Genomic DNA, 23028 nt, shown 5'->3' on the forward strand with positions numbered 1-23028 from the left:
TGTATGGTAGCATACATTAGTTTGCGGTGCAAGCAACGCAATAACGCTTAAATAATGGTGAGACTGATTTCAGATTGCAAAATCAAGATAATTCGCTAAAATGGACGTATGTCTATGAACGAAAAATGAGCCACTAAAAGGAGCGATTTTTTGACACATCGAACAAAATGGCAACTGATTTCAACCCTCATCTACATTGTCTTTGTAATTGCCGCCGTAGTCTTTAAATTCCTGGATCCAGCTAGAATTGGCATTGCTTGGACCATTTTTTGGTACGTTGCCGTTGCCGGTTTCATGTACTACTTCTACTTCAAGAACATGGCCTATCAAGAAGTAATCTACTACGCGCACCAATTCCATCTCACACAACGGGATTTAGAGGAAATGGTGCCTGACCGTAAGAAGACTGCTGAGGTGCCTAATCCGGAGCATCCCAACATCTTAAGTCCGCTCATTCAAGTACCTTTAGCGGTTACGAATCCGCTGACGGATATTTTAGAAGCACGGGCTAAAGAAGAGGACGTTGCACCATTTAAATAATATGAACCCGAAAGTTAAAAGACGCGTTCACCGTTTTGGTGGCGCGTCTTTTAATTGATTTAAATGTCGTTTTTACGTTCACACTGTCGTTGATGACCACTACCACTACGACGAACAGTCTTGACCCGTTGCTGCGGGACCAGTTTCAGCCGTTCCCACAGCTACCACCCGCGAACCAAGCGACTGGCGGCCAAAGGCGGCATCCTGCTCACAAAGTAATTTATTTACGACCATCATAACTCTGAGACTGCTTCAACCAGGCTTCATTTTGTGGGTCAGGTCCAACCCGTTTGCCTTGATCCAACTGTACAATGGCCTGCATCTCATCTTCGTCTAAACCAAACGCAAAGATATCACGGTTCTGCTTCACGCGGTCTTCATGAATTGACTTAGGAATCACAACTTCTTCGCGTTGGATGTGCCATCTTAAGATAACTTGAGCAGGTGTGACATCATGCGCAGCCGCAATTTTGGTAATCACTGGATCATCGAGCGCATTGTTCCTGCCGCCACCGAGTGGACTCCAGGCTTCATGTTGAATACCCTGTGATTCCAAGTAAGCGTGCAGCGCTGTTTGCTGGAAGTATGGGTGGGTTTCGATTTGGTCGACCATAGGCTTAATATCAGTTTGTTGCATGAGGTCTTCAAGTTGATTTTGTTCAAAGTTAGAAACACCGATGTTTTTAATTTTGCCTGCCTTATAAAGGTCTTCCATAGCTCGCCAAGTATCCACGTATCCTGGTGCTGGCCAGTGAATGAGATAAAGGTCAAGGTAATCCAGGCCTAAACGATCGAGGGTTGCCTGAAATTCTTGCTTTGTCTCGTCATAACCACGGACATTATTCCAAATTTTGGACGTGACAAATAGGTCTTCGCGCTTAAGGCCACTTTCACGAATCGCTTCGCCAACCCACTGTTCGTTACCGTAGTATGCAGCGGTATCAATGTGACGGTAGCCAGCTGCTAATGCCCACTTGATTGAATTTTTAACATCCTGTGCGTTATCAACTTGAAACACGCCTAAACCTAATTGTGGAATCGTGTTACCATTGGCTAACGGAATTTGAGGAATATCATTATGCATCATAAAACCCACCTTTCAGTTTTGTTCTCCAGGTCCATTTTACCACAGTGAGCAGTTAGTTAAATTCACGCCATATTTTACAAAACCGCAAAAAAATAGTAAAATCTAGTCCTAAATGAGTTAAAATGGTTTACAGTAGTATCCACTGGCAGGCTCGCTTGTTCTTGATATTGGAGGGTATTTACGTGAATAATCAAGAACCGCAATCGCGCATGCAGCGCTACAACTTCAACACCGACAACAACCCATCGCCTAACCGGAAACGGCCGAAGAAGCCACATCGGATTCGACAGATTCTGATTAGTTTCTTCGTCACATTGGTTTTAATTATTGGTGTTGGTGTGTGGCTTGCTAACCGCTCGACAAAAGTCGAAAATGGTACCGAGAGTACCGAACAAACTGTTAAAGATAGTAGCTCAAGTGATAGTAACAATTCGGACTCCAGCAGTGATTCAGAGTCCGATTCAACCGACTCAGACACCACGAGTTCTAACGATGATCAACAAAGTGGCGCAACGTATGGTGATTCGGGGATTACCCAATCACAACGCAGCTCTTTGCAAAGTTCGATTAATCAGGAATCAGACGCAACCGTTAAGAACAGCGAGCAAAAGAAGTTAGACGACACGAAGTCAAAATCATCGACAAACACGTCGTCTAGCTCCGCCAATACTACTTCTAATTCATCAGACTCATCTTCCAAGGAAACCGACAATAGCAACAACTCCGATTCCATTACCTTTAGTCAGTCTCATTCCTTCTCTTCCGTCAGTGACGCCAAGAGTTGGGCCCAAGCCACGAAATCGCAATGGCTAAAGGATGGCTATTCTACCTATACGATTACTTCCGACGCACAAGGCAACTACGTGTTAAAGTTCGTGAAGTAAACGAGTCGCACATTATCTAGTCGAACTTGATCAAAAACCGCGTTTGGTACATCTCAACTGAGATGTATCAGACGCGGTTTTTGAGTGGCTTAATGTTGTTTAAAATTCAATTGCATAATTAAAAGGGCCACGATAATGAGTGAACCACCAATCAGTAAATTACTTGTAAACGGCTCAAAGCCCAAAACAACCGAAAAAATGCTACCAAACATCGACTCAGTCATCAATATCACTCCAGCTGGAACCGGATCGGTGTATCGCTGACCAACAATCTGAAGGGTTTGGGCGCCGAATGACGATAAGATCCCCAGTACAATCACTGGCCATAACCCAGCCTGCCAGTTAATTACACCATACGTGGCATGTTCAAACAGTAGTGACCAGATCAGGCCAAACGTCCCCTGCGTTAATCCCAACATAAATGATAAGCTGAGCGGGCTGGTACTCGTGGTTCGCATGCTAAAATAAACGATTTGTAACGCGTAGAAAAAAGCCGAAATAATTGTTAATAGATCCCCGATGTGCAACGTAAACCCATGCTGTAACACGTTGGTTAAAAACATCATGCCCACCATAGCAATCAAAATGGCAACGTAACTCTTCAACTCTGGTCGACGGTGAAACAATACCCAAACGATGAAGGGAATCATCACAACGTAAATTGCTGTTAAAAAGGCGTTATTGGATGGTGTCGTGGACTTTAACCCCCAGGTTTGAAACTGGTAGCCTAAGAAGTTGATAAAACCGGCTGTTAACCCAATCCGAAAGTCCACTCCCGTCATTTTAAAAATGGCTTTATGAAAAAAGATAAATGCTAGCCCGGCGTAAACAAAGCCACGAATGGCGTTGATTAAGCCAGCTTGCATATGGGCGTTGGTAGCCATCTTGGAAAAAATATAACCAGCACCCCAAATAATGGCGGCTAATAACAGCATTAAATTAGCCCGTGTTTTTGTGACCCGCATAAATTTTTCTCCGTATCTTTATTGATTCAGTTCGTCACAACATTAAAAAATCTGCCGAATTCGATTTTCTGGAATTCAACAGATTTTAGCGAATCGTGACTTTATTTAATTAACTCACACATGATAGCTAAGGTAGCCTACCAGCACGTTACCCTAGTCTTCTTCGAAGAACGCTAACGCCAGTTGCTGATAAAGCCGCGTGGCATTCAAGAACTGTGGCAAATCAACGTACTCGTCAGATTCATGTGACGTATCAGTTCCTGGACCATAAACGATACTGGTAAAGTTACCCTTGGCCCGTAGGAATTCAGCGCCATCGTTAGCACCACCAGAACCAACTGGTGTCACTTTTTCACCAGTAATTTGGTGACCGATTTTTTGCGCTAATTTCACTAACGGTGCATCTGGACGGCCTGGAATGGCCTCCTCTGGGTAGCTATAGGTTAACGTAAGGTTGAACCCAGGACGGTCGTTTAGTTTAGCAACGAGGCCCTCCAAGGCATCGTAGATCACTTGATTAGGATAAGCCGGAATCGTCCGCATGTTAGCTGACAACCGTGCTTTAGCTGGAATACTGTTGATCTGCTCACCACCACTGATCAAGTCCACGTTGTGCAATAAGCCGCCCAAAACAGGGTCAACCTTATCAAACTGCTTCATCAGTTCGTTGACTTCGTTATAATAGACCATCACGTTGTCAATGGCGTTGATACCCTTTTCTGGTCGAGCACTGTGCGATGCCTTCCCAATTGAATCCAAGTGATAATCAATGACGCCACGCGCCGTATACGTAATTTTATCCAAGCCACTTGGTTCAGCAATCACCAAACCATCGAGGTTATCGGCATAACCAGCATCCGTTAGTTGAGCCGCACCGTACTCGCCAGTTTCTTCACCAACTGTGGCTAAAAGTCGAATAGAGCCCTTCAATGGTTCACCACTTTCAAGCAGTTCCAACATGGCAATCGTGGCTGCTGCTAAGCCACTCTTCATGTCTGACGCACCCCGGCCGTACAAGTTATCGCCTTCAACTTCACCACCAAATGGATCGTGATGCCAAGCTGATAAGTCACCTGGATCAACCACGTCTTCGTGACCAGAAAGGCCCAAACGCTTGCCTTCGTCATTACCAATCGTAACAATCAGGTTGTCGCGGCCAGGTGCGAAGGTTAAATATTCGACTTTAGCGCGGTCGCCGTATGGTTCAAATAGTGACGCAATGTACGCTGCCACTTCGGCCTCGTTATCATTGACAGATTTAATCTGAATTAACTTTTGTAAAATTGCAATTTTTGCTTTATCTTCCACGTTATTCCCACCTTAAACATCATTTAAGAACAGCATACTCCCCGATTAGATAAGAATGCAATGTGGAAAATAAATGATTTTTTAATTTTTGAGTTATAATATAAGAAAGTCTGTTCAAGGAGCGTGACAATATGCAAATTAATGTGCCTATCGAAAACGGCTATTTACCGGATATTTATGGTAAATTTGCGCCAGCAGAATACCGAATCGACGACGGTCCAGTGCGGTCATTTCCAATCGCAATCACTGACGCACCAGGTGGAACTAAAACCTTTGCAGTAACAATGATTGATCACGACGCTATTCCAGTTGGTGGTTTCACTTGGATCCATTGGGTAGCGGCTAACCTGCCTGGTGACCTGACCGAGATTCCCGAAAATGCAAGTCAAAGTGGTGCCGTAGACATGACCTATGGCAAAAATTCTACGGCGGGTGGTTTAGTCCAAAATCAAAATCCACAGACTAATCAACACTACACTGGCCCTCTACCGCCAGACAAAGATCACCGCTACACCGTCACGGTTTACGCTTTAGATGCGCAGTTACCACTTCAGGACGGTTTTTGGCTTAATCAACTACACGATGCCATGAACGGGCACATTCTTGCCGAAGCAACTCAAATTGTTTTAAGCCGCGCATAAGCGCATCAGAAGGAGAATTCACATGTTAAAATACCAATCAGTGGTCGTGCCACTTGATACGTCCCAGTTTGCGGAACTAGCACTGGCCAAAGCAGTCGCTGTTGCGAAACGTAACAGCGCTCACCTAGACTTATTAAGTGTCATCGACACCCATCAAACCAACTACTACGGTGGCCTTGCCAATGGCGATATCGTCAACAAGTTAGTTCAAGACGCAACCGAATACCTGGCAGAATTAGCAGATCAAATTAAAACCAACGACGGCCTGACCGATATCAGCACCCACATTCGGTTTGGCAATCCCAAGACAGTGATCTCACTCGAATTTGTTAAAGATCACCACAACGATTTAGTAATGATGGGCGCCACTGGTATGAATACATTAGAGCGGATGATGACTGGATCCGTTACTGACTTTGTCACCCGAAATGCCAAGTGTGATGTTCTGGTTGTTCGAACCAATCTCGAAAACGTGCCTGGCGGTAAAATTGAAAGTCCGTTTCGAACGAGTATGAACGCAGAATAATTGACGTCTCGCCATCTGTACTTTGCCTTCGGGTATGACATTGTTAGCCCGTTGACTAAATGCGCGTGGACGTTGACCTGGTCACGCCCATCAGCGTGACACTTCAGTGCAACTGATATCATTAATTGACAATAAAGCGGTACTCGCCGTGATTGGCAGGCCGCTTTTTTGCACACTCAATATCGCATAAACTACTTAAGGGGGAAGCCTATGGCACAACCGAAGTTTAAAAAAATCACCCTATTCCAGCTAATCATGTTGGCACTGGGGTCACTCATTGGTTCCGGCTGGCTATTCGGCTCATGGGAAGCCACGAAAATTGCCGGACCAGCCGCCATTATTTCATGGGTGATTGGGGGCTTAGTCATTGGTTCTATTGCCTATGACTACGTTGAAATTGGCGCAATGTTTCCAGAATCTGGCGGGATGAGTAAGTACGCCCAGTATTCTCATGGCTCGCTGCTCGGCTTCATCGCCGCCTGGGCCAACTGGGTCTCGTTGATCACACTGATTCCGATTGAAGCCGTTGCGGCCGTTCAATACATGAGTACCTGGCCATGGTCGTGGGCCAAGTGGACGCATCGCTTTTTAAGTAATGGTGTGATTACAACAACCGGCCTATTCGTTGTATTTGGCTTTATTATCGTCTTTACCCTACTGAATTTTTGGTCGGTCACGATTTTGACGCACTTTACGAGTCTGATTTCAGTTTTCAAAATCGGGATCCCAATTCTTACCATTGTGATGCTCACTATGTCAGGTTTTCACCCAGGCAACTATGGACATTCACTGCACGAGTTCATGCCATATGGCTCAGCGCCAATTTTCACCGCGACTTCAGCAGCTGGTATTATTTTCTCATTTGACGCCTTCCAAACCGTGATCAACATGGGTGGCGAAATTGAGCATCCTAAGAAAAATATCGGCCGTGGGATTACGATTTCACTCCTGATCAGCGGCATTCTCTACGTCATTTTACAAAGTACCTTTATTACTGCCATTCCACCTAAGATGATTGCCGCCACTGGCTGGCACGGTATCGTATTCAACTCGCCATTTGCTGATATGGCCATCCTGCTTGGCATTCACTGGCTATCCGTGCTTTTATACATGGACGCCTTTGTCTCGCCATTTGGGACCGGCGTTTCCTTCGTCGCTAATACCGCACGGGCACTCTTTGCCATGGAGGGTAACCGTCACGTGCCACACTTCCTGGGTAAAATTAACCTCAAATATGGCATCCCACGAGCAGCGATGCTGGTTAATACGCTTCTCAGTATGGTCATGGTTTCCGTTTTCCGGTCATGGGCCGTCTTGGCGACCGTGCTCTCCACCGCCACCCTCATTGCCTATTTGACAGGGCCGGTAACAGCCATTTCGTTACGGAAAATGGGGCCCAATTTGTTCCGACCAATTCGCTTGAAGTGGCTTTCCTGGATGGCACCACTCTCATTCGTACTAGCCTCGCTAGCAACCTACTGGGCGATGTGGCCGACCACGGTACAAGTCATTTTAATTATTCTATTGGGCCTGCCGTTTTACTTTTACTACGAATGGAAAACCAATTTCGTATCGACCAAGGCAGCTTTTAAAGCGAGTGGTTGGATGATTGGTTATCTGATTTTCATTTCAATTATGTCTTACATCGGTAGCCACCAATTCAACGGTCAAAACTGGTTACCATATCCGCTGGATTTTGTCGTGATCATCGTTGTCTCACTCCTGTTCTACTATTGGGGAATCAAGAGCTACGTTGTGACCGAAGATTTTCATAAAGCGGAAAAACTAAATCAAGCTGCGAAGAAACTTGCAGACGAGTAAAACCTTTAAAAGGTGAGTGGGCAGAAAATCGTTTAGGTCCCAGAATATAAGAAGACCAGCCCGTGGATTCCTGGTTTTGGAATCTACGGGCTGGTCTTTTTATATGGCCGGGACCTGATTTTTTGCGCACGTTTAGACCAGATAACAGTCCTGAGTTAAAGTGAAATTTTTTACTCACTTCGAGTTAAGAAATAAATTCGATACTTACCAATATGGACTTTTTTCCCAGTCCCCTTTTGAAGTTTCGGGCATTCATATGTCAATTATGCTCAATTAATTGCAACTAATGTTCTTTTCGAAAACTGATGTCTTAAAAAAGCTAGTCTTTAAAAGTAACTAAATTAATTTAACGTGATTCGTTTGCCTGAATAACGCACATTGTTTCAACATTTTAAGCGAATTTAATTTCATTTCAAAGAATTATTATTCATTTGTTTGAGAGTCGTTTGATAACTTGCCGCTGATACTTGCTTGGTGTGAGACCCGACCACTTTTTAAACTGCTTGCTAAAGTTAGACACACTACTGGCACCCATAATCGTGGCAACCTTTTCAATTGAAAATTCAGGCGATCCTAGCAGCGCCCTAGCCTTGCGGTACTTTTGCTCTTCGATAAAGTGAAGCGGCGTCACCCCATACACTTTTTTAAAGGTGCGGTGGCCATATCCACTACTAATTCCTAGCGCTTCACAGATTTCGCCAAACGAAAACTCTGGAATTTTACCCTGTTCAATTTTTTCTTCAATGGCAGTCGCAATTTGACGACTGATTTCAATTTCTCGATCTGAGAACTGATCATCCGTTAACTGCTTACTTTCAAAGTTAGCCATGAGACCGTCTAAAAAATTCAACAGTGACATCTGTAGCTTAACCTTTAACCGTTCCCGACTTAAATGAACGGCGCGACTATCGCGTAACATCTGTTGTACCGTTGAAATGGCTAGCTGTGCCACTGTCGTTTCACGCGAAAATACCTGATTAGTCAATTTATTAATGCTCATTCTAAGGTCCAAACTGCCACTATTAAAGCGAAACGTCACGTAACTCATTGGTTCGCTGCGATCATTATTATGTAGTGCGTGAGTCATGCCTGGCGCAACGATCATTACATCACCCGGATGGCAGACATACGTTGCCACACCTTTAATCTCAATTGCTTGACTGCCTTCAAGCACACCAATCACTTCAAACGCCCGGTGTGTTTGTTCTGAGAGCGTCCATTCTCCCGAAACAGTTCGCTGAAGTCCACCAAATAAATACAAATTCGATTCAATCACGGGAATTGAGGTAAATTGCTCTTCCATGATAGCCACCATCCTCCAAAGGATCAATTTCATCCAAATCATGTTATGTTATAACGTTTTGTTATAACCCTATAATATGCAATATTTATTCAGCCGTCAATCTTTTGTTTACAATCGTAACCTTTAATCAATACTATAATCATACATATATTTAAATAAGTATTATAATTTCAATTTATAAATGGCGTTGACGGTTATCTAAAGCAAATATTCACAAGGCTTGAGCAAATCAATATAATTCAGATTGGAATGGGAATGCAGTAGTTACTACATAGATGACGCTAAAACCGCTATCGCTCAGCCTTCGGCCAGCGGTGGTTGGGACCTGAAGTGGGGACCGGGTCGAGCCAAGGTCTCGCCCCTCGCATTTGAGCCTCACCCAGGACCGTTGTGAGTCTCAAACGTCGTCCCGTGATATCAGGAAAAGCACCTGACATCACCGCCACCACAGGTCCCCAACCACCGCTGGCGCTACGGCTTTACATAGTTTAAAACTGACATGTTACGTTGTTCATCCGTATTAATTTGAGGTTAGTAGACAATTTTCTTCACTGAACTGATAAGCTAATCTATTCCAGGTAATCACGACAACATTACTCGCTTCAATTTTGATTATTCTAATTTGACAGCTAAGTTAACGACAGATAATTGAGTATCGTCCTTACTCACCAAATTGATACAATTTCCATCGTGAACATTCACAACAACCGTAGTCGGAAGTCTCAACAATTTTTTTCGCATTAAAAAACCACACAGAAATCTGTGTGGCCTTTTATCATGAGTTTCTAGCGAATAACAAGTACTGACACTGGCGAATACTTCGCCATATACGCTGCTTGAGACCCAAATCGCTTACGGAATCCGGTCTTGGCAAGAGAACCAATGACCAACAAATCAGGGTTAACTTCTGGAATAATCTCCTTAATGATCGTCTCGCCGGGATCACCCTCAGAAACAATTGCGTTCACATTTTGGATACCAAATTGCTTCGCTAAGTTAACGTAACCCAAAATATGCTTCTCAAGCTCATCTCGTTGACCATGCACAAAGTCCTTACTCAGTGCCTGATAGACGTTCATGCCCTCAGATTCAAGAATTGACGTAATCGTCAATTCAGCCTGATCCGCTTTCGCACGGTTCATGGCGTACCGAAATGCCAATTGAGCATCCGGCGAATCATCGACCCCCACCAAGATGTGCTTAAACTTCTTTGGATCAAATTCTCCCATCTCAAGTCGCTCCTTTGTGCTACAAACTCAAATGCTAGGTATGACGAACTTTGACTTCTTTTCTATTGTACCAAACCTCAAATCATCTCATCAACTGTAATCTGGTCACGACCGTTACGCTTGGATTTGTACAACAGGTGGTCTGCGCGTTTAAACATCGTCATTGCACCCGCATCCGTTTGTCGTTTAACACTCACACCAATTGAAACAGTGATGCTAAAGTGACCGCCATCAACCGAGCTGACACCAAGTTGTCGAATCGTTGTTTGAACATCACGGGCCAGCTGATAGGTCTCTGCTGGTTGCGTTTCAGGCAGTAAAATCGTAAACTCTTCGCCACCGGTCCGATATAACCTTGCGTCGGGCATCCACTTGGCGAGTTGTTCTTCGACGTGATTCGTCATTTGAATTAAAACGGCATTCCCTACCAGGTGTCCGTACGTGTCGTTAATTTGTTTAAAATTATCAACATCCATCGCAATCAACCCAAGCACTTGATTGGTGGCAAAATACTGCGCCAAATCGTTTCTAAAACTCAGCCAGTTTCTAGCGTGTGTAAGGTCATCAAACTGCACGTTACGCGCATCTCTGATCTGGACTAAATGCTCTCGTCTTAGTAACAGCATGTAGCCATACGATACCACAGTCACGATTAAATAGACGATGTACATCGCCACAACGTCATTAAACGCTAATGACTGGGCAGCTTGCATTAAAAGCCAAGCAACCAGTCCCAAAAGCGCCTTACCACTTAAAATTGTTTTGGGATATCGGTCAAATGGAAAAAAATAGTGCCGTTCAACCAGCAACGCAGCAATTGCAACCACCAATAGTATGCATAACCAGAGGCTGTACACACCCAAAATAACCGCAAACAGCAGTGCAGCAATCCCAACTGCTAACATAATGTTGAGTCTGGTCTTTAATGCATCAGCATAACTTAGCATCATAATCAGCAAAAAGTTGATCCACATGAGCTGAATAATGTGACTTGGTGCAACCTTAGCCAGTGTCAAAACGCCACTGGCAACCAGAATAAAGTAAATCGTATAAATTAACTCAGTTCGCCAGGGCTTATCATTAGTGCCCTCAATGTCTAAATCCAGCACATGCATGAGACGCTGGAGGACGCCAATAAAGCCAATGTTCAAAAAACTCAGTAACCCAATTGAAGCAATCATGACCGTCCCCAATTCAACACGCCTCCTCCATTAATGTTACTTTAATTATACTTTGTTCGATACCACTGGTAAACGTCTTTAGCCGTTTGGAGTGGTAAATACCGGACTTCAACCATTTCTTTACCGTCACCATGTCGGATATTGACCTGTAAGTGGCATAATCCAACCCGCCGCATCCAGTATGTCTGTTCAATCGTCACTGATTGAATACACCGTTTAGGCACAATGGTCGTATCACGTTGAAAATGATGACCAGTTTGTAGAACCAATAATTGATGATCTAATCGTTTCACACCCATATAACGGCCGGCATACCAACCCATTATGAGGGCAATTGGAAGTAATAGTAAACTCAACCACCCCCAAGGTCGTAACCAATACACCAGTGGGATGATTGGAATCAAACTCAGTAGGACTGCATTGCGCATCAAACGATATTTTCCTGCTACTGTAAGCCGAGTTAACGCTGGTAGTTTAGCTGGCACCCAACTCACAAACTGATTGACGATTGCCACTCTACTCTGATCAATCACGGGTAGCATGACTAGGTTGTCCTGATCCTCTTCCTTAGCGGCACTGGAAACGAGGACTAACTGAACGGATATCAAGCCTAACAGTTGTCGCAATACCGTTTGTCTCATTACAACCGCCTGAATTCGACTCTCTGAAGCGGTGATCGTATTACGCTGAAAAAAGCCCTTTTCTGTGTGGAGTCGATCACCTTTTTTCGTGAGAATGAAGTGATAGTAACGTTGCACAATCGTCAAATAACTGACCAATAAACCGGCAATAATCAGCAAAACCGCTAAACCGACAATTACGAGCACACCAAAGTGCAGCACAACGTTAATTGTTTCATCCATCACTGACTTGGACACTAAATCATCCAGCTTACCGTATAACCACAGTAAGCCCAGTAAGATTGGAATGATGCCCATCGAGGTCAATGCGTAAGTATTTAGATCAGACCAACTGATTTGATAACGATTATCAACGACTTCAGGTACTTCATCACTAAGTGGCTGTTCACCGTTGACCAACAGTTGTAGTTGGTCAACCACGTGCTGACTCACAACGGGCAAAACTGCTTCAGCCTGATCATGGGACTGTCCCGCCGTTTCGAGCTGAACGGATACCGCGTGAAACGGCTTTAGGAAAAGCCACTGCTGTAGTTGCAACGTCTGAATCCGATTATAGGGGACGTGGCGCTGCTTTCGAAAGATAACGCCGGTATAAATTGTAATGGCCTGGTCCCCGATCTCGTAGCGGTACCACCAATACTTAAACACCGCAAAAAGCAAGATTACCAATAAAATAATGACCACCACCATGGCCGTCTCATTCCACTCACCGTGATCGGTAAAGAGCGACAGCAAAATAATGATAAACCAACTAATAATGTACCGGCCCCAGAAAACTAAAATAGCCAGTGGGTGAAGATGTCGCTTAGTCGTCTTCATCATTAGCCTCCATTGCAAGGGCCATAATCTGCTGTTTCAATTGATCAGCCGTTGCCAGTGTTACTGATTCGATTTTATGCGTCGTTGCGGCGGTTTCAATATTAACGGTCTGTAAATGTTGCCATTGTAGAATTGGCCCAGCTTCAAGGGTTACATTTTGAATTCTAGAAATTGGAATCGCCGTGAGTTCATGGAAAAAGAACCCCGATTCGATTTCAACTGATTGTGCCATGATTCGGTAACGCCAAAATCGATATCGATACGGCACGATTGCCAGCTCAACAATGGTGGTCAAGATAGTCAGCACGGCCAGGCTCACCCCTAGCCAAGACCACCAGTGCCAAAAATGAATGGCTAATTGTAGCCCTGCACTAATGAGTAACCCAAAGATTAGCGTCCCTGCAGCGCTAATTCGCCACACTGTTTTAATCTGTTGTGGTAATGCATCACCTTTAATCATTTATCTTCCCCTTAAAGTTTGATGTTTTAAGTCTAACTGATTTCCGACCGAAAACAAAGGGCGCTGGTTTCAGCAATCAATCCGCAAATGTTTCAACAAACGATGCACCCGCAAGTAACTATCAGCAAACAAAGAAAAGCCGCCTTAAGGTTTAAAACTAAACCTTTAAGTCGGCTGATAGCAAACGGTTGAAATCCGATTATTCTGAGTTATTTAAAATGTTTATATCTAAAGTACTTATACCCAACGTTGCGATTAAAGACTGCCTGAGACAGCCCCAAGCGATTGGCAGCAGTTAAGTAGACAAATAGGGCGACTAAGCCAAAGATGGCGGCGTAAACCAACGCCCCGAGTTTTGAAGTCGGTAATATGAAACGGTGCAGCTCGCTTGAAACGAGGATTGCCACCGCAAAGTAAACCGCGTTCGTCAACCAGAGCTTACCTAATTGACCAAATTGAACACCAAACTCACGTCCCACTCGATGTAAGCAAAGGTAGCAGATTAGACCAAAGGAAACTGAGGTCGCTAAAATAGCCCCAAAGCCTTGCAGCCAAGCAACTAGTGGATACTGAATCACTGCTTTAACGGCAAGTCCGATCAGCAGGTAATTCATAGCCTTCTTGCTGTAATGTAACGCCTGTAAAATGGTCAAGCTATTAATCGCCATACCAAGTACCAAGCTTTGCAAGATATTCCAGAACAAGTACTCGCCACCTAAGCGACTAAACGAGAAAAATATCCCATTTGTTTCATAAGCCAGTGCAGCTAAAATCGTTACGGCTGGCAATAACGCATAACTCAGTAATTTTAAATTCTGTAAAACCAGTTCACTGACACGCTGGCGCCCTTCACCCCGTGCACTTGCTAAAATTGGCAATGAGGATTCTGCCATAGCGATTGCCAGGGATACGATCACAGTCGTAATTTTGGTGGGATTTGCCGAAAAAAGCGTGTACAGATACTGAATCGCATTCGCCGACAAATGAGTCGTTGACTGAACAATTTGTTTAAAGAACAGCTGATCGACCAGCTGACTCAACGTGATACCTGACCCAACGATGACAAATGGTACTGATTCATAGGCAATCAGAGCCAAAATGTGCTTTAAGCTTTCCGGTGCTAATGGCTCACTTTGTTGGGCAGCCAACCGATACTCATGGCGCTGCTTACGGTAATAAAGGCCTAAGTAAATGTAGCTGGCAATCGCCCCCACAACTGCGCCGAGCACACTGTAATACACAGCGACAACGTAGCTAATATGAAAGACTTCGATGATTAAGTAGGTCGACACCAGGATCATAATAACTCGAATGAACTGTTCCCAGAGTTGTGAGACACCAAACGGTTTTAAATCTTGGTTACCTTGAAACCAACCACGCAAAATGCTCATTGAAGGCAAAATAACGATGGCAGGCACCAGCACTCGAATCGCCGTTGTAGCGTGGCTAATCGACACCACCGGGCTATTCCGCGCAATCAGTGGCGCTAAGCCAAAAAGTAAGACGCCACACACAACACCGGAAGCGAGCATCACCATAAACCCAACCTTGGTCAGTCGTTTAGCGTTTAAAAAGCGGTTTTCACCATTATAAAAGGCAACCCGTCGAGCAATCGCCGACGGAAAGCCCGCCGTACCCAATGAGATAAACAAGGCATAGGGCGTATAAGCAGTATTGAACAGCGCCTGCGCAACACTTTGACGCTGTGGGTTACCCATCATGTAAAGCCAAGGAATCAGGTATAAAATTCCCAACACGCGAGAAAAAATACTCCCGAACGATAGCCAAAAGGAACCCGACATTAATTTTTTATTCACAGTAGTTCTCCCAGTCAATTCCGTTATCTTACTATGATAGCACCTTTAGCAGTTGACCCCAACTAAATATTGAGGTGACGAAAAACCCAAAAATCAAACAGGCAACTCACAGATTCCCAATGCCTGGAATCAGCGAGTTGCCTGATTTTGATAACTGTTATTCAATTATTGATTGAGCTTATAGAAAATCAATCTAACTCAATCAATCTATTTTATTCAGACACCTTTGCTTGGTTAACTTTACCATTCCGAATGGCGCGATTTAGCACAATAATCAATCCTAGTGCAATCAACGCATAAATCGCTGAACCCAGACTGATTTTGTCAACACCAACCACCCCAACTAAGATGGAAGCTGTTGCTGACCCTAATGAAATTCCAAAGTTAAAGAAAATTGAGCTCAGTGAAGAAGCCAAGACCATCGATTGTGGATAATCCCGCTCGGCCGTGTTTAAGAAGTGTAGTTGAATTGGTGAATTCAGCAACGTCACAATCAAACTTAGGATCAAAACGATGCCAAACCCAATTACTTTACTATGCAAACCAACCGGTAACAGCACCAGTAAGACGATGTCTGCGATATAGTACTTTGGCATCTTATTAAGTCCACCATTTTCAGCGATGTAGCCTGACCAGCGGTTACTCAAAATGCTCATAATCCCAATCACAAATAACAGGATGTTCAAGCTCCCGGTGCTGAAGCCCATCCCCGTTGTTAATAATGGTCGAATATAGGTATAGTATGCGTACATCGTGGCCGCCGTAAACATCACTAGAATAATCGCAATATAAATTCTTGGATCCTTTAATAGGCTTAACTGACCGCCAATTGACCCCTGCACCTGCTTAACGTTGCGGGGTAAAATCCAAATCAACAAAATAAAAATAATGATGGTAATGACGGATACCGCAAAAAAAGCGTAACGCCAACCATACGTCGTACTAATCGTTGTCCCAATCGGCACACCAAAGACGGAAGCAATACTGAATCCAGCAAAGATCCACGAAACCAATCCAGCCCGCTTCTGAATTGGTGCAATCACGGTCGCAAACGTCATGACCAACGAGATAATGGCGCCGGAAACACTCGCCGAGATGATCCGTGACAGCATCATGAACCAATAATTAGTCGCAACACCACTTAAGGTATTACCGACCAAGAAGATGGCAATCAAAGCCAAGAGTGTTTTACGGCGGTTAAACTTACTCGTTAAAACGGTGATGAATGGCGTACTAATTGCATAAACTGTCGCAAAAATCGTGACTAAATACCCCACGGCCGCAATCGATACGTGTAAATGGTTGGCAATATCGGACAAGATTCCGACTACCATGAATTCATTACACCCAAGCATAAACGCAACCAACACGAACATAGTTGCCTGTAAACGATACTTACTCAAAACAATCCTCCCTGTTAACATAAACCGAATTTCACTGTTAGTAGCGTACACTATTTTTCACAAGTGCGCTAACACACAACACTTTTGTCAAATTAATTGCCAAATAAAAAAGCGTCAGAAGTGGCTTTTACGGATAAAAGCTTACTTCGACGCTGTTTCATTGTGAAAGATTCATTTATTTTGAAGTCACTTGCCAGAACGTGGCGTGACTTGAATCATCGCTAGTTGTAAGAATCTACTTAACCAGTTTATCCCAGATTACAACTTCGCCTGACTGCAGTGAAGCCGGTACGTTAATAATCCGTTGGTTACCACTGCCACGGAACTGTAGAGTTAGGTCCATCTGAGCTTGTAAGAAACGCCCATCAACTAAGATATCTAGTAAGGACAGTAATTCTTGCTTGTCCTCTGATTCTTGTTTCAGTTCATCCCATGTATAACCCGTCCAACTCCAGATATCTTTGTCGTGACCGAATTCTTCACGCACTCGTCGACACAGTTTCAAGCAAACCTGGGTGTTTAAGAATGGCTCACCACCCAGTAGCGTTAGCCCCTGAACGTAAGACTGACTTAAATCGTCGATAATCTGGTCTTCTAATTCTTGCGTGTAAGGTGTCCCAAAGTGGAAGTTTTGGGCAACTTTGTTGTAGCAACCGGGGCAGCTGAACTTGCAGCCACTCACATACAAGCTACAACGAACACCCTCGCCATCAACAAAATTAAAGGGCTTATAACTGGCGATGCGTTGCTCACTGAGGTCATCCGCCAGCCACTCTTGTGGTTGTGGATTCTTCGGTAATCTTGGTTCCTTTTTGGTTGGCATTTCACATCACCTTTATTTTTTCTGTTAATTACTGTCGTGCAATATCGTTACTGTCGTTGCCTAAGCTCATGTGCTTGACCCGACTAGCAATTTCAACGTGACGACCGTGCACCATTGGTCGTTGGTTAGGGTTCCCTAAGTAACCACACGTCCGCTTAACCACGTCACAGGTTGCTGGATTATGATTACCACATTGTGGGCACTCGAAGCCACGGGCCGTTGGTTTAAATTCACCCTTGAAGCCACATTCGAAACATTGATCGATTGGTGTGTTGGTGCCTAGATAGCCGATTCGATCATAAGCGTAGTCCCAAACGGCCTCAAGTGCCTTCGGGTTTTGCTTCAAATTAGGATATTCGCAGTAGTGAATAAAGCCACCAGCACTATATGGCGGGTATTCCTTTTCGAAGTCGATTTTTTCAAACGGAGTTGGCGCTTTACGAACGTCATAGTGGAAACTGTTGGTATAGTATTCCTTGTCCGTTACGTCCTTAATCCGGCCGAACTTCTTGATATCAGCTTGGCAGAAAGTGTTCGTTAAGCTTTCAGCTGGAGTTGCGTAAACGCTGAAATGGTACCCATACTCGTCTTCCCAGTCTTGACAGCTATTGTATAGCTTCTTAACAACATCGACGGTAAACTGCTTAGCAGCCGGGTTGTGTTCCCAAGTTGGCCCGAAGAATACCGTGCCAACTTCATAAAGGCCAATATAGCCGAGTGAGACCGTTGCACGCTTATTCTTGAACAGTTCATCAACACTCTCATCGGGCTTTAGTCGTTTGCCAAAGGCGCCATACTGGTACAGAATCGGCGCGTTTTGGGGTGTGGCTTGTTTGGCGCGGTTAACCTTAAATACTAACGCTTCCTTGCAGATAGCTAAGCGTTCCTTTAAAATAGCCCAGAATTTATCCTGATTGCCCTTTGACTCTAAGGCAATTCTCGGCAAGTTAAGTGTCACAACACCGAGGTTCATTCGACCGGCGTTCACTTCTTGGCCGTTTTCATCTTTCCAGCCCTGCAAGAAGCTACGACAGCCCATTGGTGCTTTGAAGGAGCCAGTCAACTCAACTAATTTATCGTACATTAAAACGTCAGGGTACATCCGTTTAGTGGCACACTCAACGGCCAGCTGCTTAATGTCGTAATTCGGGTCCTCTGGCTTTAAGTTCAAGCCCCGTTTGATGGTAAAGACTAACTTAGGAAAAATAGCGGTCCGTTTTTCCTTACCGAGTCCTTCAATACGAACGTTCAAAATGGCTTTTTGAATTTCACGTTCAACCCAGTTAGTGCCTAAACCAAAGCCCAGCGTGGTAAACGGTGTTTGGCCCTGTGATGAATACAGGGTGTTGATCTCATACTCGAGTGCTTGCATAGCATCATCGATATCTTTAATGGTCTTTTGCTTAGCAAAGGCTGCTTGGCGTTTTTCACCATCAATCCAATTTTGTGCATCGATCAAGTGCTTTTCGTAGTTCTTCATCGCAAACGGCGCCAATAACTCATCAACGCGATCAGCTGAACAGCCACCGTATTGGCTTGACGCCACGTTTGCAATAATCTGTGACATCTGAGCGGTCGCCGTTTGAATTGAGTGAGGTGGTTCAACTTCAGCATTACCAATCTTGAAGCCGTGATTAAGCATTTCTTTGAAGTCGATCAGACAACAGTTCGTCATTGGACTGTATGGTTGGTAGTCTAAATCATGCCAGTGAATATCGCCCTTTAAGTGCGCATTAGCAACCTTGGGGGGCAACATCTTTAACCCCATCGCCTTAGCCACAGTGCCTGCGGTCAAATCACGTTGTGTGTTAAAAACGTTACTATCCTTATTAGCGTTTTCGTTCACAACCGTGGCATCTTTTTTCAATAACTTTTGAATCGTGAAATTGATGTCGGTTGCTTGGTTACGTTTCAAATCCTTTTGGGCCCGGTAATTAATGTAGGCTTGGGCCCACTCTAACTGCTGGCGTTCCATTAATTCGTGTTCCACGATGCTTTGAATTTCATAAATTTTGACATCGTCCTTAAACCGACTGCTAATTTCGTCGAGAACGGCCACCATCACATCTTCAATGTCTTGATGGTCTGCTTCGGTTAACTCTGTATCAACTGACTTGGCAGCTCGAACGATTGCGCGTTCAATTTTAGTCGCATCAAATTTTACGTTTCGGCCATCACGCTTCACAACTGTAAGCGTTTCGATGGTTAATTCTTTAGGCTCTTGCATATAATCAACTTCCCTTCGATCTATGTACAATATCTACATGATATAGAGATTTAGTCCGTCTGACAACCATATATTGTGTGCAATTTGAAAGAATTTTGAATTATAACCACAATATATAGTAGGCGTCGTTGACATATTCCGGAATCATGTCCAGCTCAAGAATTAAGGGAATGCCCTATATTTTGTTTTTAGGGCTGGTAACTCTAAGTGTTTTCTCAGGGTCGCTAGACCAATTTTAGATACAATAAAGTCAGTTGAATTCTTTTAAGGGGCGAATAACAACATGAACACACAAAAACTCAGCATCAAGGACCATTTTGTCATTGGTATGATGCTCTTTGGCCTATTTTTTGGGGCCGGTAACTTAATTTTTCCAGTCTTTGTGGGTCAACAAGCGGGGACCCAGTTCTGGCCGGCATTAATTGGTTTTTTGGTATCAGGCGTTGGTTTACCGTTACTGGGCGTGACCGCAATTGGGCTCACACGTACCGATGGCGTCTTTCACCTGGCTGAAAAGGTCGGCCGCTTCTATGCCTTTGGTTTTACGATTCTCCTTTACCTCTGCATCGGTCCACTTTTTGCGTTGCCACGACTCGCTTCCATCTCCTATGAAGTCGGTTTACAACCGTTTGTTGGATCAGCGCATCAGACCAGTGGACTATTAGTTTATTCCATCTTGTTTTTCTTGATTGCGTGGTTATTTGCGCGCAAACCAAGTCAAATTATGGTCTACGTTGGTAAAATTCTGACACCGGCTTTTCTGATTTTATTAGCCGCCATCCTGATTATGGTGGTCATTAAACCAATGGGTAACGGGGGCGCAGCCGTTGGTGACTACGCTAAAGTACCACTAGTCACTGGCTTTACGGCCGGTTACTCGACGATGGATGCCCTAGCCGCACTGGCCTTTGGCATCATTGTGGTCAACGCAATCAAGGCATTGGGAGTGTCTGAACCCAAACGAATTGCCAATGATACGATTCGTGCTGGTAGTCTGGCGGTCTTTTTGATGGCCATTATTTATGGACTCCTGGCATTGCTAGGTCGAAACGCGCTCAGCGTCTTTGCTCGCGCAAAGAACGGTGGTCCGGTTTTGGCAAACGTTGCCCACGCCTACTTTGGTAGCTTCGGTAACGTCTTACTCGCGTTATTGGTTATCATCGCATGCCTCAAGACTGCGATTGGTCTCATTACAGCGTTTGGTGATACCTTTAAGGAACTTTTCCCACGAGTGCCATATGGCGCACTGATTGCCTTCGCTAGTGCAGTGCCGCTCATTTTTGCTAATGTTGGTTTAGACCGACTATTGGCCTTCTCGACGCCAATTCTCTACTTTATTTATCCGTTGGCCATTACATTAATTCTAACTGCGCTGCTTACGCCGATGCTTGGAGATTCGCGCTGGTTATTCGGGACCGTCACCATTTTCACACTCATTCCAGCATTACTCGATGGTCTGAATGCCATGCCAGCTAGCCTACACACTGGTATCGTAGCGTCACTATTAAACCTAGGGCAATTTCTACCTGGCTTTAGCTTCGGGTTAGGCTGGACGGTACCTGCCTTAGTTGGGTTAGTGATTGGTTGGGTGCTCAGTCAAGTACGTCATTAATTCTAATCACCATTAAATCAATCAAACCGATTGTTAGTTAAATCATAAAACAGGCGCTCACCGCGATGTATAACGTGCGGTGAGCGCCTGTTTTAGCTTTAATTATTTAAGATATTTTGCAAAAAAATCGTTTAATTTATCAAACGGAATTAAATCAACTCGGTCATATAGATCGACGTGACCGGCACCTGGCACCTAATATCATTACTGTCGTCATAAGTTTTATTTCCTTTCGCTTCTAGGCAATACTTGCATTGTCGTACTTCTTGGGCCGTTCGCTAACATCGGCAATAGGTACGGGCTATTGCCATACTTCAATTGGTAAGCCTGATCAATTTGTCGATTTAAAGTCTCATTTTCCACGCATTTGAACGTCGTCAGATAATTTTGACCAGCAATTGTAATCTTGCCGCTTCCTTGTGTCACCGCTGAACGATACCACCGTGATTTTTGACCGTGCCAGGCTCGAATATATAACTGGCCGTCAACCACTACGGACCAGATCCACGTTGGCGTTCCGAAAGTTTTCCCATCTTCATAGAAGGGCGACACTCGCAAATCATCCGCAACGCGAAACTGTTGCGCTTGACTTGCAGACCAATTCAGTTGATGTTTTCCCTCTTCAATCATGCTGTTTCCTCCACTTGATTAACGATTACATTCGATATGGTTAGCATACTGCTTGACTGATATCATGTCTAATATCTATAATTAATATATTGATATACAAAATAGCTATATAAGAGGCGATATGATGGAACTTCGAGTGCTCAGGTACTTTCAAACCGTTGTGCAACAGCGAAATATTAGTCAGGCTGCTGCCAAATTACACGTTTCTCAACCAACCATTTCTAGACAATTGCGCGATTTGGAAGCCGAACTAGGAACTACCTTGTTAGAACGTGGCAGTCGTGCCATTACGTTAACTGAAAGTGGCGAATATTTCTATCACCAAGTTGAACAGATTCTGGCGTTAGCTGATAAGACGGTTGATAACCTTTATAATCAAAACGACATTCAGGGGTCATTTGTGATCGGTGCCGCTGAAGCAAAGTCGTTTTTAAACGTTGCCCATGCGTTAGCCCATGTGCAACAAGACTATCCTAAAATCCAAGCTAAAATCTTTAGTACCAACGCTGATGAAGTCCGTACAAACTTAAAAAGTGGCGTTTTCGATTTTGGTGTGGTCATGGAACCAGCAATCAAAACCGACTACGATTTTATCCACCTACCTGGTGAAAGTCGCTGGGGCTTGCTCGTGCCTAACCGTTCACCACTGGCACAACAAGATCACGTCACTTTGGCTGACTTGCAGCAGCAAAAGCTGATTATTTCTCACCAAAGTGGCATGCAAGACCTCTTACAGGACTGGTTTGGCGACAGCTTTTCGCAAATTCAAGTTGTTGCGACCTACAACTTACTGTATAATGCGTCGCTCCTAGTCTCAGCCGGTGTCGGTGCTGCACTTTGCCTCGATGGCATCGTTAACACCAACCAGTCTGATCTGGTTTTTGTACCACTTACACCCCGTCAAACTGCCGGATCTAGTTTAGTTTGGTTGAAACACCAGCATTTATCAACTGCAGCAGAGACTTTTTTGAAACAGCTTAAAAGTGATTTAACCATGTAAAAAATTGATTTATTCGCTCAAGATTACTTTAAAAGTACTGAAACAAAAAAAACGCATCACAGCGCTAAGCGTCGTGATGCGTTTTGGGATTGATCGAAATTAATTGGTTAA

21 protein-coding genes are annotated in these 23028 nt (G+C 44.2%); 7 read left to right on the forward strand and 14 right to left on the reverse strand.

Translation table 11 applies throughout. The annotated features are described in order from the left end of the window. The first annotated feature begins 150 nt into the window (after positions 1–150). Positions 151–540 (forward strand): hypothetical protein, encoded by a 390-nt coding sequence (locus tag FD04_RS04180; RefSeq protein WP_054699108.1) that lies wholly within the window; start codon positions 151–153, stop codon positions 538–540. Between the two features lie 105 nt (positions 541–645). Here the strand turns inward: FD04_RS04180 and FD04_RS12870 are convergent, their stop codons facing one another. Together FD04_RS12870 and FD04_RS04185 are read right to left on the reverse strand one after the other, a co-directional pair. Next, complete coding sequence (locus FD04_RS12870) at positions 646–777, reverse strand: hypothetical protein (RefSeq protein ID WP_268873319.1); 132 nt, start codon at positions 775–777, stop codon at positions 646–648. Next, positions 761–1624: an aldo/keto reductase gene (locus FD04_RS04185; RefSeq protein WP_054699106.1), complete on the reverse strand. Its 864-nt coding sequence runs from the start codon at positions 1622–1624 to the stop codon at positions 761–763. The genes FD04_RS12870 and FD04_RS04185 overlap by 17 nt, the downstream gene beginning before the upstream one ends. A 185-nt stretch (positions 1625–1809) precedes the next feature. Here FD04_RS04185 and FD04_RS04190 point away from each other — a divergent pair, with 185 nt between their 5' ends. Then, on the forward strand, positions 1810–2511 hold the full coding sequence (locus FD04_RS04190; RefSeq protein ID WP_054699104.1) for a hypothetical protein: 702 nt from the start codon (positions 1810–1812) through the stop codon (positions 2509–2511). Between the two features lie 89 nt (positions 2512–2600). Here the strand turns inward: FD04_RS04190 and FD04_RS04195 are convergent, their stop codons facing one another. After that, entirely contained in the window at positions 2601–3476 is an 876-nt protein-coding gene (locus FD04_RS04195) for a DMT family transporter (RefSeq protein WP_056947236.1), read from the reverse strand. A gap of 153 nt (positions 3477–3629) precedes the next feature. After that, positions 3630–4784 carry an ArgE/DapE family deacylase gene (locus tag FD04_RS04200; RefSeq protein ID WP_056947239.1) on the reverse strand — a complete coding sequence of 385 codons (1155 nt, stop codon included), beginning with the start codon at positions 4782–4784 and terminating at the stop codon, positions 3630–3632. A gap of 131 nt (positions 4785–4915) precedes the next feature. Between FD04_RS04200 and FD04_RS04205 the strand changes: the two genes are divergently transcribed. From FD04_RS04205 to FD04_RS04215, 3 genes are all read left to right on the forward strand, one after another. Then, positions 4916–5425: a YbhB/YbcL family Raf kinase inhibitor-like protein gene (locus tag FD04_RS04205; RefSeq protein WP_054699102.1), complete on the forward strand. Its 510-nt coding sequence runs from the start codon at positions 4916–4918 to the stop codon at positions 5423–5425. Positions 5426–5447: 22 nt separating this feature from the next. Next, on the forward strand, positions 5448–5951 hold the full coding sequence (locus tag FD04_RS04210) for a universal stress protein (protein ID WP_054699100.1): 504 nt from the start codon (positions 5448–5450) through the stop codon (positions 5949–5951). A gap of 210 nt (positions 5952–6161) precedes the next feature. After that, positions 6162–7772: an APC family permease gene (locus tag FD04_RS04215; protein WP_054699097.1), complete on the forward strand. Its 1611-nt coding sequence runs from the start codon at positions 6162–6164 to the stop codon at positions 7770–7772. A gap of 427 nt (positions 7773–8199) precedes the next feature. Here the strand turns inward: FD04_RS04215 and FD04_RS04220 are convergent, their stop codons facing one another. The 9 genes from FD04_RS04220 to nrdD form a co-directional block, all read right to left on the reverse strand. After that, complete coding sequence (locus FD04_RS04220; RefSeq protein ID WP_056947242.1) at positions 8200–9075, reverse strand: AraC family transcriptional regulator; 876 nt, start codon at positions 9073–9075, stop codon at positions 8200–8202. Between the two features lie 785 nt (positions 9076–9860). Next, on the reverse strand, positions 9861–10304 hold the full coding sequence (locus FD04_RS04225) for a universal stress protein (protein ID WP_054699092.1): 444 nt from the start codon (positions 10302–10304) through the stop codon (positions 9861–9863). A 77-nt stretch (positions 10305–10381) separates the two neighbouring features. Continuing rightward, the gene (locus FD04_RS04230) at positions 10382–11497 is read right to left on the reverse strand and encodes a GGDEF domain-containing protein (RefSeq protein ID WP_056947245.1); all 1116 of its coding nucleotides are present in this window, start codon (positions 11495–11497) and stop codon (positions 10382–10384) included. 29 nt (positions 11498–11526) lie between these two features. Further along, complete coding sequence (locus FD04_RS04235) at positions 11527–12945, reverse strand: PH domain-containing protein (protein ID WP_056947248.1); 1419 nt, start codon at positions 12943–12945, stop codon at positions 11527–11529. Next, positions 12932–13405: a PH domain-containing protein gene (locus tag FD04_RS04240; RefSeq protein WP_054699083.1), complete on the reverse strand. Its 474-nt coding sequence runs from the start codon at positions 13403–13405 to the stop codon at positions 12932–12934. Before FD04_RS04240 ends, FD04_RS04235 begins: the two co-directional genes overlap by 14 nt. A 209-nt stretch (positions 13406–13614) precedes the next feature. After that, positions 13615–15222: a putative polysaccharide biosynthesis protein gene (locus FD04_RS04245; RefSeq protein WP_056947251.1), complete on the reverse strand. Its 1608-nt coding sequence runs from the start codon at positions 15220–15222 to the stop codon at positions 13615–13617. Positions 15223–15434: 212 nt separating this feature from the next. Continuing rightward, the gene (locus tag FD04_RS04250) at positions 15435–16625 is read right to left on the reverse strand and encodes an MFS transporter (protein ID WP_056947254.1); all 1191 of its coding nucleotides are present in this window, start codon (positions 16623–16625) and stop codon (positions 15435–15437) included. Positions 16626–16860: 235 nt separating this feature from the next. Continuing rightward, positions 16861–17448 carry an anaerobic ribonucleoside-triphosphate reductase activating protein gene (nrdG, locus tag FD04_RS04255; protein WP_054699081.1) on the reverse strand — a complete coding sequence of 196 codons (588 nt, stop codon included), beginning with the start codon at positions 17446–17448 and terminating at the stop codon, positions 16861–16863. Between the two features lie 28 nt (positions 17449–17476). Then, complete coding sequence (gene nrdD, locus FD04_RS04260) at positions 17477–19675, reverse strand: anaerobic ribonucleoside-triphosphate reductase (protein WP_056947257.1); 2199 nt, start codon at positions 19673–19675, stop codon at positions 17477–17479. A 283-nt stretch (positions 19676–19958) separates the two neighbouring features. Here nrdD and brnQ point away from each other — a divergent pair, with 283 nt between their 5' ends. Next, positions 19959–21287, forward strand: coding sequence for a branched-chain amino acid transport system II carrier protein (gene brnQ / locus FD04_RS04265; RefSeq protein WP_056947259.1), 1329 nt, complete (start codon positions 19959–19961; stop codon positions 21285–21287). A 222-nt stretch (positions 21288–21509) separates the two neighbouring features. Here brnQ and FD04_RS04270 read toward each other — a convergent pair whose 3' ends face one another. Next, a complete protein-coding gene (locus FD04_RS04270; RefSeq protein ID WP_054699079.1) occupies positions 21510–21917 on the reverse strand; it encodes a DUF2255 family protein in 408 nt (135 codons plus the stop codon). Positions 21918–22041: 124 nt separating this feature from the next. Here FD04_RS04270 and FD04_RS04275 point away from each other — a divergent pair, with 124 nt between their 5' ends. Continuing rightward, positions 22042–22917 carry a LysR family transcriptional regulator gene (locus FD04_RS04275; RefSeq protein WP_056947263.1) on the forward strand — a complete coding sequence of 292 codons (876 nt, stop codon included), beginning with the start codon at positions 22042–22044 and terminating at the stop codon, positions 22915–22917. Positions 22918–23028 lie beyond the last annotated feature (111 nt).

Source organism: Secundilactobacillus odoratitofui DSM 19909 = JCM 15043 (assembly GCF_001434895.1).
GTDB classification, from domain to species: domain Bacteria; phylum Bacillota; class Bacilli; order Lactobacillales; family Lactobacillaceae; genus Secundilactobacillus; species Secundilactobacillus odoratitofui.